Source organism: Feifania hominis (assembly GCF_014384765.1).
GTDB lineage: Bacteria > Bacillota > Clostridia > Oscillospirales > Feifaniaceae > Feifania > Feifania hominis.
In genome coordinates this window covers 239,918-255,188 of sequence record NZ_JACRSP010000003.1, presented here as the reverse complement: position 1 = coordinate 255,188, position 15,271 = coordinate 239,918, and the positions used below count along the sequence as shown (strand labels likewise).

11 protein-coding genes are annotated in these 15,271 nt (G+C 64.2%); 6 read left to right on the top strand and 5 right to left on the bottom strand.

All coding sequences use genetic code 11. From position 1 onward, the window contains the following. Nucleotides 1-17 precede the first annotated feature (17 nt). The 3 genes from H8695_RS08265 to H8695_RS08255 are packed head-to-tail and all read right to left on the bottom strand — an operon-like array spanning nt 18 to nt 3,648. Nucleotides 18-1,265: a competence/damage-inducible protein A gene (locus tag H8695_RS08265; RefSeq protein WP_249300514.1), complete on the bottom strand. Its 1,248-nt coding sequence runs from the start codon at nt 1,263-1,265 to the stop codon at nt 18-20. Nucleotides 1,266-1,289: 24 nt separating this feature from the next. Beyond that, nucleotides 1,290-2,492, bottom strand: a complete 1,203-nt coding sequence (gene thiI / locus H8695_RS08260) for a tRNA uracil 4-sulfurtransferase ThiI (protein ID WP_249300513.1) — start codon at nt 2,490-2,492, stop codon at nt 1,290-1,292. Nucleotides 2,493-2,502: 10 nt separating this feature from the next. Then, nucleotides 2,503-3,648 carry a cysteine desulfurase family protein gene (locus H8695_RS08255; protein WP_249300512.1) on the bottom strand — a complete coding sequence of 382 codons (1,146 nt, stop codon included), beginning with the start codon at nt 3,646-3,648 and terminating at the stop codon, nt 2,503-2,505. A gap of 568 nt (nt 3,649-4,216) precedes the next feature. Here H8695_RS08255 and H8695_RS08250 point away from each other — a divergent pair. Beyond that, nucleotides 4,217-5,749: a YifB family Mg chelatase-like AAA ATPase gene (locus tag H8695_RS08250; RefSeq protein ID WP_249300511.1), complete on the top strand. Its 1,533-nt coding sequence runs from the start codon at nt 4,217-4,219 to the stop codon at nt 5,747-5,749. Between the two features lie 230 nt (nt 5,750-5,979). After that, nucleotides 5,980-6,537 carry a 4'-phosphopantetheinyl transferase family protein gene (locus H8695_RS08245; protein ID WP_249300510.1) on the top strand — a complete coding sequence of 186 codons (558 nt, stop codon included), beginning with the start codon at nt 5,980-5,982 and terminating at the stop codon, nt 6,535-6,537. Here H8695_RS08245 and rnr read toward each other — a convergent pair. After that, nucleotides 6,503-8,476, bottom strand: a complete 1,974-nt coding sequence (gene rnr / locus H8695_RS08240) for a ribonuclease R (RefSeq protein ID WP_249300509.1) — start codon at nt 8,474-8,476, stop codon at nt 6,503-6,505. The two genes, H8695_RS08245 and rnr, sit on opposite strands and share 35 nt — an antisense overlap. Before the next feature lie 277 nt (nt 8,477-8,753). Further along, nucleotides 8,754-11,480 (bottom strand): preprotein translocase subunit SecA, encoded by a 2,727-nt coding sequence (gene secA / locus H8695_RS08235; RefSeq protein ID WP_283243652.1) that lies wholly within the window; start codon nt 11,478-11,480, stop codon nt 8,754-8,756. Nucleotides 11,481-11,666: 186 nt separating this feature from the next. Here secA and H8695_RS08230 point away from each other — a divergent pair, with 186 nt between their 5' ends. From H8695_RS08230 to argS, 4 genes are all read left to right on the top strand, one after another. Beyond that, the gene (locus H8695_RS08230) at nt 11,667-12,152 is read left to right on the top strand and encodes a tRNA (cytidine(34)-2'-O)-methyltransferase (protein WP_249300508.1); all 486 of its coding nucleotides are present in this window, start codon (nt 11,667-11,669) and stop codon (nt 12,150-12,152) included. A gap of 99 nt (nt 12,153-12,251) precedes the next feature. Beyond that, entirely contained in the window at nt 12,252-13,085 is an 834-nt protein-coding gene (murI, locus tag H8695_RS08225) for a glutamate racemase (RefSeq protein WP_249300507.1), read from the top strand. 5 nt (nt 13,086-13,090) lie between these two features. Continuing rightward, a complete protein-coding gene (locus H8695_RS08220) occupies nt 13,091-13,531 on the top strand; it encodes a YwiB family protein (RefSeq protein WP_249300506.1) in 441 nt (146 codons plus the stop codon). 19 nt (nt 13,532-13,550) lie between these two features. Beyond that, on the top strand, nt 13,551-15,242 hold the full coding sequence (gene argS, locus H8695_RS08215; RefSeq protein WP_249300505.1) for an arginine--tRNA ligase: 1,692 nt from the start codon (nt 13,551-13,553) through the stop codon (nt 15,240-15,242). The last annotated feature ends 29 nt before the right edge of the window (nt 15,243-15,271 follow it).

Below are 15,271 nucleotides of genomic sequence, written 5' to 3'. Positions count from 1 at the left end.
TCCCGGCCGGCGGCCTGTCAGTTTTGTTTCATCAGCGCGCGGCGAACCATGTCGAGCGCGTTTGACGAGGCGAGATAGCGGATGTTCTCCCGGTCGGGGTTCACGCGCGCGAGCATGAGCCGCTTCGCCTCGGTGCCCCCGGCGGTGCTCAGCGCCACATACACAAGCCCCACCGGCTTTTCGGTCGAGCCGCCGCCGGGCCCTGCGAGCCCCGTGATGCCCACGCCGATGTCGGCGCCCGCAAGGCGGCGCACCCCCTCGGCCATCTGACACGCCACGGGCTCGCTCACCGCGCCGAACTCGCGCAGCGTCTGCTCGGACACGCCGAGCAGCTCGTGCTTGATGCGGTTTGCGTAGCTCGTCACACCGCACTCAAAGACCTCCGACGCGCCCGGGATCTCCGTGATGCGCTTGGAGAGAAGCCCCGCCGTGCAGCTCTCGGCGGTCGCGAGCTTGAGTCCGCGCTCGCGAAGAAGCGCGACCACCGCCGCCTGCAGACTGCCGACGTCGATGCCGTAGACATGGTCGCCGAGCTCGGCGCGCACCGCTTCGATCGCCGGGGCGATCAGCGCCTCGGCGGCCTCGCGGGTGCCGGCTTTGGCGCTCACGCGCAGCTGCACCTCGCCCTGCTTGGCGTAGGGGGCGACCGTGGGATTCACACTGTCGCGCAGCAGATGGGAGAGTCTCTCCTCGACCTCGGCCTCGCCCACGCCGAAGATGTGCACCGTGTGGGACAGGAGCACCCCCTCGGAGAATTTGGCGAGCCAGGGCAAGACGCAGTGCTCAAACAGAGGCTCCATCTCGCGCGGCGGCCCGGGCAGCAGGATGACGACCTTTCCCCTCGCCTCCACCGCGCAGGCGGGCGCCGTGCCCCAGTCGTTGCGAAAGACCGTCGCACCCTCGGGCTGCATGGCCTGTTTGCGCTGAATGGGGGTCATCTCCCGCCCGAGGGAGGCCATGTACTGCTCGATGAGCCGCAGGCTCGGCTCGTGCAGCACGAGCCGCAGCCCCAGCGCCTCGGCGACCGTCTCCTTGGTCAGATCGTCGTAGGTCGGGCCGAGGCCGCCGGTCGTGATGACCATGTCGCTGCGCGAGAGGGCGAGCGAGAGGGTCTCTTTCAGGCGCTGCGGGTTGTCCCCGCAGACCGACTGGTAGTAGACGTTGATGCCCGCCTCGGGCAGGCGCTCGCTGAGATAGCGGGCGTTTGTGTTGAGGATGTTGCCGAGCAGCAGCTCGGTTCCCACTGCAAGAATTTCCGCGTTCATTGGTTCACCTGGTTTCCTGGTAGTCTATTTCAGAGAGATGTTGTGTATTTCGGCCCCGCGCACCGCCTCGTCGATGAGCTCCTCGAGCGGGAGTTTGCGCTCCTCGCGTTCAATGGCCTCGAGCAGCGGCTTTGTGTTCGGGTGCTTCGGCGAGAAGAGCGCGCAGCAGTCCTCATACGGCTCGATGGAGATGTCGAATGTGCCGATGCGCCGCGAGAGGGCGATGATCTCGTCCTTGTCCATGCCGATCAGCGGGCGCAGCACCGGCAGGCGCTCGGCCGCGGCGTTCGACACCGCGATGCCCTGCACGGTCTGGCTCGCAACCTGGCCGAGACTCTCGCCGGTGACAATCGCCTGGCAGCCCTCGCGCAGCGCGATGCGCTCGGTGATCTTCATCATGAGCCGGCGCATGACAATGGTGAAATTCTCGGTGTCACAGTGGGCCTTGATCTGCTCCTGGATCTTTGTAAAGGGCACCACGAAAACCGGGAATCCGCCGCAGTAGGGGGTCATGGCCTTTGCCAGGCGCAGCACCTTCTCCTTGGCCTTGTCGCTGGTGTAGGGGTAGGAGTGAAAGTGCACGCCCACAAGCTTCATGCCGCGCTTTGCCATCATGTGGCCCGCCACCGGGCTGTCGATGCCGCCCGAGAGCATCAGCGCCGCCATGCCGTTGCAGCCGACCGGCAGCCCCCCCGCGCCCCTGAGGTTCTTCGCGTGTACATAGGCCGCAAAGTCGCGGATCTCGACCACCACCGTCACCTCGGGGTTGTGCACATCCACCTTGAGATGGGGAAAGCGCTCGAGAATGTCGCCGCCGACCTCGCGCATGAGCTCCATCGAAGTCATGGGAAAGGTCTTGTCGCTGCGCTTGGCCTCCACCTTGAACGTGCGCGCCGCGCGCAGCACCTCGCCAAAGCGCTCGCAGGCGGCCTGCGAGATGGCTGCGAGCTGCTTTTCGGTGACGGCCGCCACCGAGACCGAGGCGATGCCGAAGATCTTCAAGAGCCGCTCGACGGCCTGATCGGTCACGCTCTCAGAAAAGCCGAACGGGTCGTCGGCCGCCTCGGGCGGCGTGATGTAGAGCGTCGACTGGGCGAATTTGTACTGGAACGCACCCAGACTTTTCAGCCGGTAGCGGATGTTTCGCTGTAATATGTTGTCAAAGTAGAGGCGGTTTTGCCCCTTGAGCACAATTTCGCCGTATTTGACCAGAATGACCTCTTTCACCAATATCCCCCTATACTGTTCCCGCGGCGAGCGAGGCCGCAGCGGCCCCCAGCGCATCGAGCAGCGCGTCGATGTCCTCGCGGGTGTTTTCAAAACAGAAGCTCACGCGAAGCGCGCTGTCGACCTGCTCGTCCGGCAGACCGAAAGCCGTGAGCGCGCGGCTTCTCACTTTCTTCTTTGCGTTGCAGGCCGAACCGCCCGAGACAAAGACGTCATACTGCTCGAGCGCGTGCACAAGCGTCTCCGACTTGTAGGGCGGCAGAGAGAAGTTGACGATGTGGGGCGCCGCCTGCGCCGGCAGATGTACAATCGCCTGCGGGAGCTGTTCGCCGAGGCGGCATATGAGCTCCTCGCGCAGAGCGCGAAGAGCCTGAAGCTTCCTGGGCAGGTCGTCAAACGTCGCCTCGCAGGCCGCCGCAAAGCCCGCGATGCCGGGCAGATTTTCGGTGCCCGAGCGCAGGTTTCCCTCCTGCCCGCCGCCGCACACAAGGCTCTCGATGTGTACGCCCCGGCGCACATAGAGGGCGCCCACGCCCTTTGGCCCGCCGATTTTGTGGGCGCTGACCGTCAGCAGATCGCACCCGAGCTTCTTCACCGAAAAGGGCAGCTTGCCGTAGCCCTGTACGGCGTCGATGTGAAACAGGGCGTTCGGGCTTCTCTGCTCAAGAAGTTCGCGCACCCGGTTTACCGGGTAGACGGCGCCGGTCTCGTTGTTGACCATCATCATGCTCACAAGCGCGGTGTCCGGCCGCAGGGCGGCCTCGAGCGCGGCGGGGTCAATCATGCCGCCGCGCGTCGACAGGCGGGTGACCGTAAAGCCCCGCTCCTCGAGCCGGCCCACGGCGTTTTCCACCGCCGGATGCTCCGAGTCGGTGGTGACGATATGGCGGCCCGCACGGCTGCGGGCCGCCGCGCCGCCGAGAATTGCGAGATTGTCCGCCTCGGTGCCGCCCGAGGTGAAAAAGAGCTCGTCCGCCTCGCAGGCGAGCGTCTTCGCCACCGTTTCGCGTGCCGCGCGCAGATGCGCCTCGCTCTCGACTCCCTTGCGGTGCGCCGACGAGGGGTTGCCGTAGTCGCGCGTGAGCACCTCGGTCATCGCCCACACCGCCTGCGGGTAGGGTTTGGTGGTCGCGCTGTTGTCGAGGTAGTGTTCCATGTTTTGCTCCCTTTCCCCTCACCGAAGCGCCGCGCAAATCGCGGCGCTCCACGGCGGGTATATCCATCTGTGATACCATGAGCGCGAAGCGGTCAGGGTATCACGCGGCCATATTTTGCCATCCTGCAAAGGGCGGAAAAACGGTCTGAAATTCAATATAATAGCCGCTCTGCGGCTGTGATACCATGAGCGCGAAGCGGTCAGGGTATCGCGTGGCCATGTTTTGCCGTCCTGCGGGGGCGGAAAAACGGCCTGAAATTCAATATAATAGCCGCTCTGCGGCTGTGATACCATGAGCGCGAAGCGGTCAGGGTATCACGTGGCCATGTTTTGCCGCCCTGCGAGGGCGGCAAAACGGCCTGAAATTTAATATAATAGCCGCTCTGCGGCTATTATACAACAAACCGCGGCACAAGACAACGCGCGTCGCGGCGGAAAAACGGTCCCGTCGCCCATTTCATCTGTACAGACCCGACAAAAGCGTGTAAAATGGAAACATATCCCCGGTATGCGGCCGCCTGCGGGCGGGCTCCTCCATTCATCGGGGACGACATGAGGGGGTTGCTGTATGACCACATCCGTTGCGAGCATGGGGCTCTTCGGGCTCGACGCCTATCCCGTCACGGTGGAGACCGACGTGTCGACGGGACTGCCCGCCTTTGATATTGTGGGTCTGCCCGGCACCGCCGTCAAGGAGTCGCGCGACCGGGTGCGCGCGGCGCTGAAAAACTGCGGGTTTCAGTACCCGGTGTCGCGCATCACTGTCAACCTCGCCCCCGCTGACACCCACAAGGAGGGGCCGGTCTACGACCTGCCCATTCTCATCGGCATCCTCTCGGCGACAAAGCAGATTCCCGCGCCGCCGCAGGACGCGGCCTTTCTCGGCGAGCTCTCGCTCGGCGGGCAGCTGCGCCCCGCGCGCGGGGCGCTCGCCATGGCCATCGGCGCGCGCGACCGGGGTTTTAAGGTGATCTATCTCCCGGCTGAGAACGCCGAGTCGGCCGCCGCGGTCGGCGGCATTGAGATTGTGGCGGTGCGCTCGGTGCCCGAGCTCTGCGAGATGCTGCGCGGCGAGCGGGAGCGGCGCGTCGTGCCCTTTTGCCCCGCCCGCGAAAGCGAAGTCCTCACGGGGCTTCCCGACTTTGCCGATGTGCGCGGGCAGCAGAATGTCAAGCGCGCGCTTGAAATCGCCGCAGCCGGCGGGCACAACATCCTGATGATCGGCCCGCCGGGTGCGGGCAAGAGCATGCTCGCAAAGCGTCTGCCCGGCATTCTGCCGCCGATGAGCTTTGACGAAGCGCTTGAGGCCACCAAGGTCTACTCGGTGGCAAACGCGCTGCCCGACGGCGTGAGTCTGCTCACGGCGCGGCCTTTCCGCTCGCCCCACCATACCATCTCCTCCGTGGGGCTGACCGGCGGCGGGTCGATGCCGCGGCCGGGCGAGATCTCGCTTGCCCACAACGGGGTGCTCTTTCTCGACGAGCTGCCCGAGTTTTCAAAGGCCGCGCTCGAGGCGCTGCGTCAGCCGCTCGAGGACCACACGGTCAGCATCACCCGGTCGAATTTCACGCTGCGCTTCCCCTGCCGGATCACGCTGGTCTGCGCAATGAATCCCTGCCGGTGCGGCTATCTCGGCCACCCGACCCGGCACTGTACCTGCACGCCCGCCCAGGTCGCGCAGTACCGCTCGCGCATCTCGGGGCCGCTTCTCGACCGCATCGACCTTCACGTCGACGTGCAGCCCGTGGGATACGACGAGATGGAGTCCCGGGCTCCGGGCGAGTCCTCGGCCGCCGTGCGCGCGCGGGTGGTCGCCGCCCGCGAGATCGCGCAGCGCCGCATGGCCGGTGAGGCGCTCACCTGCAACGCGGCGATGGGCCGCGCCGAAATCGCGCGCTACTGCACACCCTCTGCCGAGGCGGCGGCGCTGCTGAAATCCTCCTACGAGACGCTCGGTTTCACCGCGCGAAGCTACGACCGCATTCTCAAGGTAGCGCGCACCATCGCCGACCTCGCGGGCAGCGAGCGCATCGAGGCCGAGCACGTCGCCGAGGCCGTCACCTACCGCAGCCTCGACCGGAAGTACTTCGGCGAGCTGTAGAGAGGCGGCCCGCTCCCTGCACACCCCGCCGCCTGAGAGGGCACCCCGCACGGCAAGGTTGTTTTTATGCATTTTACTCTTTTTTTACAGGAGTTTACATAACATTTGTTGATAACGCTGTTGAAAATGTGGAAAACCTGCTGATTTTTTGAAAAAAAGCCCGTCAGATGAGCCTTTTTCTTTATGCATCGGCGGTCTGATCGCCACCTTATGTCAACACGGGAGGACCTATGACACAGTACTATTTCTACCAGACGCCGGGCCGCGCGAGTTACGCCGCGGTGGAGCGGCAGGTCAAGCGCGACGCGGCGGCGTTTCTGCGCGCCTGCTGCCGGCGGCCGCCTCTCGCGGTGCGGCTTGTCAAAAACGCCCTCGGCGCGCCGGGGGTGGAGGGGGCGCCGGAGATCTGCGTGAGCTACTCTCACAGCGGCCCCTACTTTGCCATGGCTCTGTCCACCGCGCCGGTCGGCATCGACATCGAGCAGCGCCGGCCCGTCAATCTCGCGGTCGCGCGCCGCTTTGCCCCTGCCGAACAGGATTATGTCACCTGCGAGGGGGAGCGGGGCTTCTTCGCGCTCTGGACGCTCAAGGAGGCCTATCTGAAACTGCTCGGCCGCGGCATCGCGGGGGGGCTAGCAAGTTTCTCGGTGGTCGACGCCGGCCGGATAAAAAAATGCTGCCGGGATCACTATCTCGGCAGCATGTGGATCAGTCCGTCGCTCTGTCTGGGCATCGCCTCGGACGAAGGGCCGGTCAGACCGGTACAAAGTCAATTTGTCTTGCTGTGATGTCGCTTCGCACCAGACGCACGCGAATCGGGTCGCCCAGCGCAAAAACTCTGCCGCCGCGCTCGCCGGTCAGGCGGAGTTTTTCTTCGTCAAAGACATAGTAGTCGTCGTCGAGGTCGCTGATGTGCACCAGCCCCTCAACGGTGTTCGGCAGCTCCACAAAGAGGCCGAAGCCCGTCACCGACGAAACGAAGCCGTCAAATTCCTCCCCGACGAATTTCGCCATGTAGAGCGCCTTGTAGAGATCCTCGATGTCGCGCTCGGCCTCGAGCGCGCGGATCTCGCACTCGGTCGACTGTTCGGCCGCCGCCTCGGCAAAGCGCTCAAAGGCGGCCTTTCGCCCGTCGAGCCCGCCCGTCTCCATCGCGGTGAGAATGCGGTGCACTGCAAGGTCGGGGTAACGGCGAATCGGCGAGGTAAAGTGACAGTAGTACTTCGCCGCAATGCCGAAGTGGCCGAGATTCTCGGCGCTGTACTTCGCTTTCATCATCGAGCGGATGAGGAGATTCGAGATCACCCGCTCAAAGGGCTTGCCCGCGGCCTGCTCGAGCATGGACTGCATGCCCTTCGGGCACAGCTCGCCGCCCACCAGCCGCGCGTGGAGCCCCAGAGCGCCCGCCACCCGCAGAAAACTCTGCACTTTCTCGGGGTCGGGCTTCTCATGCACGCGGTAAACGCAGGGCAGACGGCGGCGGCAGAGGTGCTCTGCAACCGTTTCGTTGGCCAGCAGCATGAACTCCTCGATGATCCGCTCGCTCTCGCCGCGCTCGCGCGGCACGATGTCGACGGGTTCGGCGTTTTCATCGACGACGATCTGGCTCTCGACCGTCTCAAAGTTCAGCGCGCCGCGCCGGCGGCGGCGCGCGGTGAGAAGCCCCGCGAGCTCCCGCATGAGCAGAAGCTCGCCGCGGATGCTCTCATAGCTGCCGGCGGTCGGCTCATCGGCCGTGCCACCGAGCACGGCGTTGACTTCGCCGTACACACAGCGCTTCACCGAGCGGATGACGCTCTTTCGTATAGTGTGGCCTACGACCTTGCCCGCCGCGTCGAGCTGCATGATGCAGGAGAGCGTGAGCCGGTCGACGCCGGGCTTGAGCGAGCACAGCTCGTTTGACAGCTCAAAGGGCAGCATGGGTACCACCTGGTCGGTGAAGTAGATCGAGGTGCCGCGGGCAAAGGCCTCGGCATCGATGGCGCTGTTCTTTGTGACATAGTGGCTCACATCCGCGATGTGCACGCCGAGGGTATAGCCCTCGGCGGTTTTTTCGATGGATATGGCGTCGTCAAAGTCCTTGGCGTCCGCGCCGTCGATGGTGAAGACGGTCTCGCCGCGCAGATCGAGCCGGCCCTCAAGCTCCGACTCGGGCACGCCGCGCGAGAACAGCCGCGCGGCCTCCGCTTTGACCTCATCGGGAAATTCCATTCGCACGCTGTGGTCGTGGAGCACCGAGCGGTAGTTCGCGCCGAGGGTGTCGGCGGGGCCGAAATTCGCTGTGACGCGCCCGCGCTGGTAGCGGTTGTCGCGGCTGTTGTAGCCGTCAAGTGCCACGAGCACCTTGTCGCGGCGCTTCGCGCCCATGAGCTCGCCCTTTTTGATCTCGATCTCCTCGCCGTAGCGCGGATCGTCCGGCACGGCATAGAAGCGGCGGCCCCGGTCGGACTCAAGAGTGCCGGTGACGGACGTGACGTTGCGCTGCAAAACGCGCGTGATCTCGCCCTCGGCGCTGCGCTCCTCGGTTTTGGGCTTCACCACGCGCGCCTCGACGCGGTCGGTGTGCATGGCGCCGTGGGTGCCCGCGCCGGGCACAAAGAGGCGCTCCCCGTCCGGCTCGTCGGGCACAACGAAGCCAAAGCCGCGTGGCGTCGCCTCAAAGGTCCCCTCGATCAGCCGGTCACGCCGCTCGGGCTGCCTTTGTTTTCTCTTTTTTATTTTCGCCATTTACTGCTTCCTCTCTCAAAAAAAGCTGACAACCATAGTATTGTCAGCCCAATGGATTTTATAGACAGTCCGTTTCCTCTTTTCATCGCGAGGCGCGAAGCGCCGACGCGATTCCTCTTCCCGGGGGTAGCTCGAAGGGGGCTTGCCCCCTTCGTAATCCAATCCCGTCGCGTAGGCGGATTCATTCCGCCGCAGCGACTCCTCTCAAAAGCCCCCGCGGTGTGAGCGGGGGCTTTTGCCGGGGGTGTTAGAGGGGGGACCGGGTCCCCCCTCTACCTCACTTCCCGCAGCACTTCTTATACTTCAGACCGCTGCCGCAGGGGCAGGGGTCGTTGCGCCCGACCTTGGCGCCCTCGCGGCGCACGGGCTTTTGCTTTCCGTCCTCGCCGAGATTTTCCTCGGTCGCCTTTGCCACCTGCTGGCGCTTCGGCTCGTCGCCGCTTTTGATCTCGGCGCGGAACAGCAGGCGCACCGTCTCCTCCCGGATGTCGATGGTCATCTGCTCAAACATGTCAAAGCCCTCGTTCTGGTAGGCGATGACCGGATCCTGCTGGCCGTAGCCGCGCAGCGACACGCCGCGGCGCAGCTCATCCATGGCGTCGATGTGATCCATCCAGTGGCGGTCGACCACCTGCAGCAGCACCACGCGCTCAAGCTCGCGCATGAGCTCGCCGTAGCGCTGCTCCTTGGCCTCATAGACGCTCATCGCCCGCTCAAAGAGCAGCTCCCGGAGCTTCTCTCTGGTCATATCCTCGCGCTCGTCTTTCGTAAAGGCCATGTCGTCCGGCGTGAGGAAGTAGCCGAGAAATTCCGCCTTGAGGCCGTCGAAGTCCCAGTCGTCGGTGAAATTGTTGTCGTCGGTATGCTCCTCGACGGCCTTGCCGATGGTCTCGCGGATCATCTTGACGATGCTCTCGCGCAGGTTTTCGCCGTTGAGAACCCGCAGCCGCTCGGCGTAGATGGTTTCGCGCTGCTTGTTCATCACATCGTCGTATCTGAGCACGTGCTTGCGGGTGTCAAAGTTTCGGCCCTCGACACGCCGCTGGGCCGACTCAATGGTGTTCGAGAGGATCTTCGCCTCGATGGGCGTGTTCTCGTCCATGCCGAGCGAGTCGACGAGCCCCGCCATGCGGTCGCTGCCGAACAGGCGCATCAGGTCGTCCTCAAGCGACAGGTAGAAACGCGATTCGCCGGGGTCTCCCTGACGGCCCGCGCGCCCGCGCAGCTGGTTGTCGACGCGGCGGCTCTCGTGGCGCTCGGTGCCCACGATGAAGAGGCCGCCCGCCGCGATGACGTCTTTCGCCTCGACGTCGACCTCTTTTTTGTACTCGGCCTCAAGCTGCGAGAAGAGTGCCCGCGCGTCGAGAATCTCCTGGTTGTCGGTCTCACCGAAAGCGGTCGACTCGGCGATGAGCGCCTCCTCCACGCCGCGGCGCCTCATCTCGTCCTTGGCCATGTACTCGGCGTTGCCGCCGAGGATGATGTCGGTGCCGCGCCCGGCCATGTTGGTCGCGATGGTCACAGCGCCCCGCTTGCCGGCCTGGGCGATGATCTGGGCCTCTTTCTCGTGGTACTTGGCGTTTAGCACCTCGTGGGGGATTCCCTGCTTTTTCAAAAGGGCTGACAGGTGCTCCGACTTCTCAATGGAGACCGTGCCCACAAGCACCGGCTGCCCCTTTTTGTGGCACTCGACGATCTGGTCGATGACGGCGCCGAACTTGCCCCGCTCCGTGCGGTAGACGACGTCCGGATAGTCCCGGCGGATCATGGGCTTGTTCGTCGGAATCTCGACGACGTCGAGACTGTAGATCTCGCGGAACTCGTTCTCCTCGGTCAGGGCGGTTCCCGTCATGCCCGAGAGCTTGCCGTAGAGGCGAAAGTAGTTCTGAAAGGTGATGGTCGCGAGGGTGCGCGACTCGTTTTGCACGTTGACTTTCTCCTTGGCCTCGATGGCCTGGTGCAGACCCTGGTTGTAGCGGCGGCCGAACATGAGGCGGCCGGTGAACTCGTCGACGATGATGACCTGCCCCTCTTTGACCACATAGTCCACATCGCGCTTCATCACGCCGTGGGCCTTGAGAGCCTGGTTGATGTGGTGCACAATGGTGGTGTTCTCGGGGTCTGAGAGGTTCTCGAGCTTGAAGAACGCCTCGGCCTTGCGAATGCCCTCTTTCGTGAGGGTGGCGCTCTTCTCCTTCTCGTCGACGACGTAGTCGCCCTCGGCCTCCTCGGCGAGCTCTTTCGAGTCGAGCTCGAGCACTTTCGTCAGGCGCAGCCCCCGCACAAAGCGGTCGGCCTCGCGGTAGAGATCGGTCGACTTGTCGCCCTGGCCCGAGATGATCAGCGGCGTTCTCGCCTCGTCGATGAGAATGGAGTCGACCTCGTCGACGATGGCGAACACATGCCCGCGCTGCACCATGTCCTGCTTGTAGATGACCATGTTGTCGCGCAGGTAGTCGAAGCCCAGCTCGTTGTTGGTGCCGTAGGTGATGTCTGCGGCGTAGGCCTCGCGCCGCTCGGCGTTGGTCAGCCCGTGTACCACAAGGCCCACCTTAAGCCCCAGAAAGCGGTAGATCTTGCCCATCCACTCGCTGTCGCGGCGCGCGAGGTAGTCGTTGACCGTGACGATGTGCACGCCCTTTCCGGTGAGGGCGTTGAGGTAGGCGGGCAGCGTGGCGACGAGCGTCTTGCCCTCGCCGGTTCTCATCTCGGCAATGCGCCCCTGGTGGAGCACCACGCCGCCGATGAGCTGCACATGGTAGTGGCGCAGGCCGATGACCCGGTCGGACGCCTCGCGCACCGCGGCGAACGCCTCGGGCAGCAGATCGTCGAGCGTCTCGCCCCCAGCGAGGCGCTGCCGGAAAGCCGGCGTCTTCGCCTTGAGCTCGGCGTCAGAGAGGCCGCGGTACTCCTGCTCCAGTGCCTCGACGCGCGCCACGATGGGCTCGATCTTTTTGAGCTCGCGCTCGCTGTAGGTGCCGAACAATTTATCAAACAGTCCCAAGATTCTTTCCTCCGTCCTGTGTCGTTACGCAGTAAATCATTTTGAATTATAGCACAAAACAAACCATATTTATGAATATTTTAAAAACTTTCTGTGTTTTGCCGCGCCCGGCGGTTGCCATCTGACGGGCAAGTGGGTAAAATAGAGGAAGTTCGCCGCTGACGCGGCGCCAGAGGGGGAAAACGCATGGGAGAGCTCAACATCGTGCTCGTCGAGCCGGAAATTCCGCAGAACACCGGAAACATCGCGCGCACTTGCGCCGCCACCGGAGCGTCGCTGCACCTTGTGCGCCCGCTCGGCTTTGAGATCACCGACCGCAAGCTCCGGCGCGCCGGGCTCGACTACTGGCATCTGCTCGACGTCACCCTCTACGACAGCCTCGACGACTTTCTCGAGAAGACAGCCGGCGGCGTCTACTACCCGACCTCCACCAAGGCCGCCCGCATCCACACCGACATGCGCTACGAGAGGGGCGGGTATCTGCTCTTCGGGCGCGAGACGCGCGGGCTGCCCGAGGCGCTCATCGAGGCCAATCTCGAGCGGGCCGTGCGCCTGCCGATGATTCCGGACGCCCGGTCGCTGAACCTGTCGAACACCGTGGCGGTCATGGCCTATGAGGTTCTTCGCCAGTGGCGGTACCCCGGGCTTCTCACCCACGGCAAGTTCGGCTGACACAGGTGCGAATATTGTATTGATCCCGCCAATATGTTACAATGAGGGGACATCCAGGCGTTGACGCCAGGCCCCATTTTTTTGTGGGAGGTGCGCTCTTTGGATCTTCGCCCGATCGGCATTTTCGACTCGGGGCTCGGGGGACTGACCGCAGTTCGCGAGATCATGCGGGTGCTCCCCGGCGAGAACCTGGTCTACTTCGGCGACACCGGCCGCGTGCCCTACGGCACGCGCAGCCGCGAGACCATCATCAAATACACCCGGTGCGACCTGAATTTTCTGATGACCTACAACATCAAGGCCGCGGTCGTCGCCTGCGGCACGGCGAGCTCCATCGCCCTGCCCGTGGTGCGCGGGGAGTTTCCCGTGCCCATGGTAGGCGTGATCGACTGCGCGGCACGCGCCGCGCGCGACGCGACGCGAAACGGCCGCATCGGCGTCATCGGCACCCCCGCGACCATTAAGAGCGACGCCTACCGCCGCGCGCTGCACGCGCTCGACCCCGCGCTTCAGGTCGTCTCAAACCCCTGTGCGCTGCTCGTCCCCCTGGTGGAGGACGGGCGCTTTGCCCGCGGCGACACCGTGGCGCAGCTTCTCGTGCGCGAGTATCTCGCGCCGCTGCTCGAGCGCGGCATCGACACACTGATTCTCGGCTGCACCCACTACCCGCTGCTCACCGACGTCTTCCGGGACGTCTGCGGGCCGGACGTCGCCCTCATCAGCCCCGGCGCGACCGCCGCGGCCGACACAAAGGCGCTGCTGCTCGAGCAGGGGCTTTTGAACACCTCGGGCCGGCGGCGCCAGTCAAGCTATTTTGTCAGCGACAACACGGTCGGCTTTGCCCGTTCGGCCGAGATGTTTCTCGGCTGCCCGCTCGAGGGGGAGCTGACGCGCATTGAGATTGAGAAATACGAAAACAGAGAGACGGAGTAAACCGCATGAACGCCATCATCACCATCAAGAGCAACCAGCTCTATGACGACAACAACGAAACCATCGAGCTTGTGACCGAGGGCACCTTTGAGCCGCTCGGAGACGGCTTTCGCATCACCTATGAGGAGAGCGAGATGACCGAGATGGAGGGTGTCACCACCAGCATCCTGGTCGAGCCCTCCAAAATCGTGGTCGACCGCACCGGCGGCGTCCACTACCAGATGGTCTTCGAAAAGGGCAACCGCAACATGTGCCACTACGACACCGGCTACGGCACCTTTCTGCTGAGCATCTGCACCGACACCATCGAAAACGCGATCACACCGGACGGCGGGTCGCTCAACATCGAGTATTCGCTCGAGGTCGACAACGCCCAGGTCAGCGACAACATCTTTTACATCGAGGTCAAGGCGGCGGGCCTGCTCGCCCCGGGCCTTGCAAACTAACAGGTAAGGAGCACAGGCCATGAATCCGATTCAACTTGTCAAAGACTCCATCGCAAAAGCGCTCATCGAGGCCTCCGAGCGGGCGGTACGCCAGGGCCGGCTGCGCGAGCCCCTCGCCCCCGGCTTTGAGATCACCCCCTGCCGCGAAAAGGCCCACGGCGACTTTGCGTCAAACTTCGCCATGCAGTGCGCCAAAGCGCAGGGACAAGCCCCCCGCGCCGTGGCGCAGGCGGTGCTCGACGAGCTCGACCTCACCGGCACGGCGGTCGAGAGCGCCGAGATTGCGGGCCCCGGCTTTGTCAACTTCCGCGTCGGCCACGCCTACTACGAGAACGTGGTGCGCCTGATCGACGAGCTCGGCGAGCGGTACGGCCGCACCGAGGGCGGCCGCGGCCAGAAGGTCATGGTCGAATTCATCTCCGCCAATCCCACCGGCCCCATGCACATGGGCAACGCCCGCGGCGGCGCGATCGGCGACTCGCTCGCCTCGATTCTCGACGCCTGCGGCTACGACGTGACCCGTGAATTCTATGTCAACGACGCGGGCAACCAGGTCGACAACCTTGCGAAGTCCCTCGAGGCGCGCTATCTGCAGCTCTACCTCGGTGAGGACGCCGTAGCGTTCCCCGAGGAGGGATACCACGGCGACGACGTGCGCGAGCGCGCAAAGGAGTACGCCGCGCTTCACGGCGACAGCCTGGTCGACGCCCCCTCGCAGGAGCGCCGCGAAAAGCTCGTCGAGTACGGTCTTCAGAAGAACATCGAGAACATGCAGCGCGACCTCGGCCGCTACAAGATTGTCTTCGACCGGTGGTTCTTTGAGAGCGAGCTTCACAAATCCGGCTACGTCAAAGACACCATCGATCTTCTCGAGCGCCGCGGCCACATCTATGAGAAAGACGGCGCGCTCTGGTTTCGCGCCACCGACTTCGGCCTGGAAAAGGACGAGGTCATGAAAAAGAGCAACGGCTTTTACACCTACTACGCCGTCGACATCGCCTACCACCGCAACAAGTTCGAGGCGCGCGGCTTTGACCGGGTCATCGACGTCTTCGGCGCGGATCACCACGGCCACACCCTGCGCTTTCGCGCGGGGCTCGAGGCTCTCGGCATCGACCCGGGCCGCCTCGACTTTGTGCTCATGCAGCTCGTGCGCCTGATTCAGGACGGCGAGGTAGTGCGCATGTCCAAGCGCACCGGCAAGGCCATTTCCCTCAATGACCTGCTCGACGACATCCCCATCGACGCGGCGCGCTTCTTCTTCAACATGCGCCAGGCCGACAGCCAGATGGACTTTGATCTCGATCTCGCCGTGAAGCAGTCGAGCGACAACCCCGTCTACTATGTGCAGTACGCCCACGCGCGCATCTGCAGCATCCTCAAGAATCTCGCCGCCGAGGGAATCCGCGAGAAGCCTGCGGCCGAGGTCGACCTCTCTCTTCTGACAACCGCGGAGGAGCTCGATCTCATCCGGCTGCTCGGCTCCTACCCGGAGGAGATCGTCATCGCGGCGCGCGCCTACGACCCGTCTCGCATGACCCACTACGCCATGGAGCTCTCGAGCGCGTTCCACCGCTTCTACAACGCCTGCCGCGTCAAGTGCGACGACAGCGGGCTGTGCGCTGCGCGGCTCGCGCTCTGCGGCGCAACCCGGCAGGTGCTGCGAAACGTCCTGTCCCTCTTGAAGATTTCAGCCCCCGAGCTGATGTGACACCCCGCGGCATGCCCGCCCAACCGGCG

What these genes read in the sequence shown, in the direction of transcription:
- H8695_RS08255 (WP_249300512.1), bottom strand. Translation starts at nt 3,648, where the DNA reads ATGGAACACTACCTCGACAACAGCGCGACCACCAAACCCTACCCGCAG.
- H8695_RS08245 (WP_249300510.1), top strand. Translation starts at nt 5,980, where the DNA reads ATGACACAGTACTATTTCTACCAGACGCCGGGCCGCGCGAGTTACGCC.
- H8695_RS08220 (WP_249300506.1), top strand. Translation starts at nt 13,091, where the DNA reads ATGAACGCCATCATCACCATCAAGAGCAACCAGCTCTATGACGACAAC.
- H8695_RS08230 (WP_249300508.1), top strand. Translation starts at nt 11,667, where the DNA reads ATGGGAGAGCTCAACATCGTGCTCGTCGAGCCGGAAATTCCGCAGAAC.
- H8695_RS08265 (WP_249300514.1), bottom strand. Translation starts at nt 1,265, where the DNA reads ATGAACGCGGAAATTCTTGCAGTGGGAACCGAGCTGCTGCTCGGCAAC.
- H8695_RS08250 (WP_249300511.1), top strand. Translation starts at nt 4,217, where the DNA reads ATGACCACATCCGTTGCGAGCATGGGGCTCTTCGGGCTCGACGCCTAT.
- rnr (WP_249300509.1), bottom strand. Translation starts at nt 8,476, where the DNA reads ATGGCGAAAATAAAAAAGAGAAAACAAAGGCAGCCCGAGCGGCGTGAC.
- argS (WP_249300505.1), top strand. Translation starts at nt 13,551, where the DNA reads ATGAATCCGATTCAACTTGTCAAAGACTCCATCGCAAAAGCGCTCATC.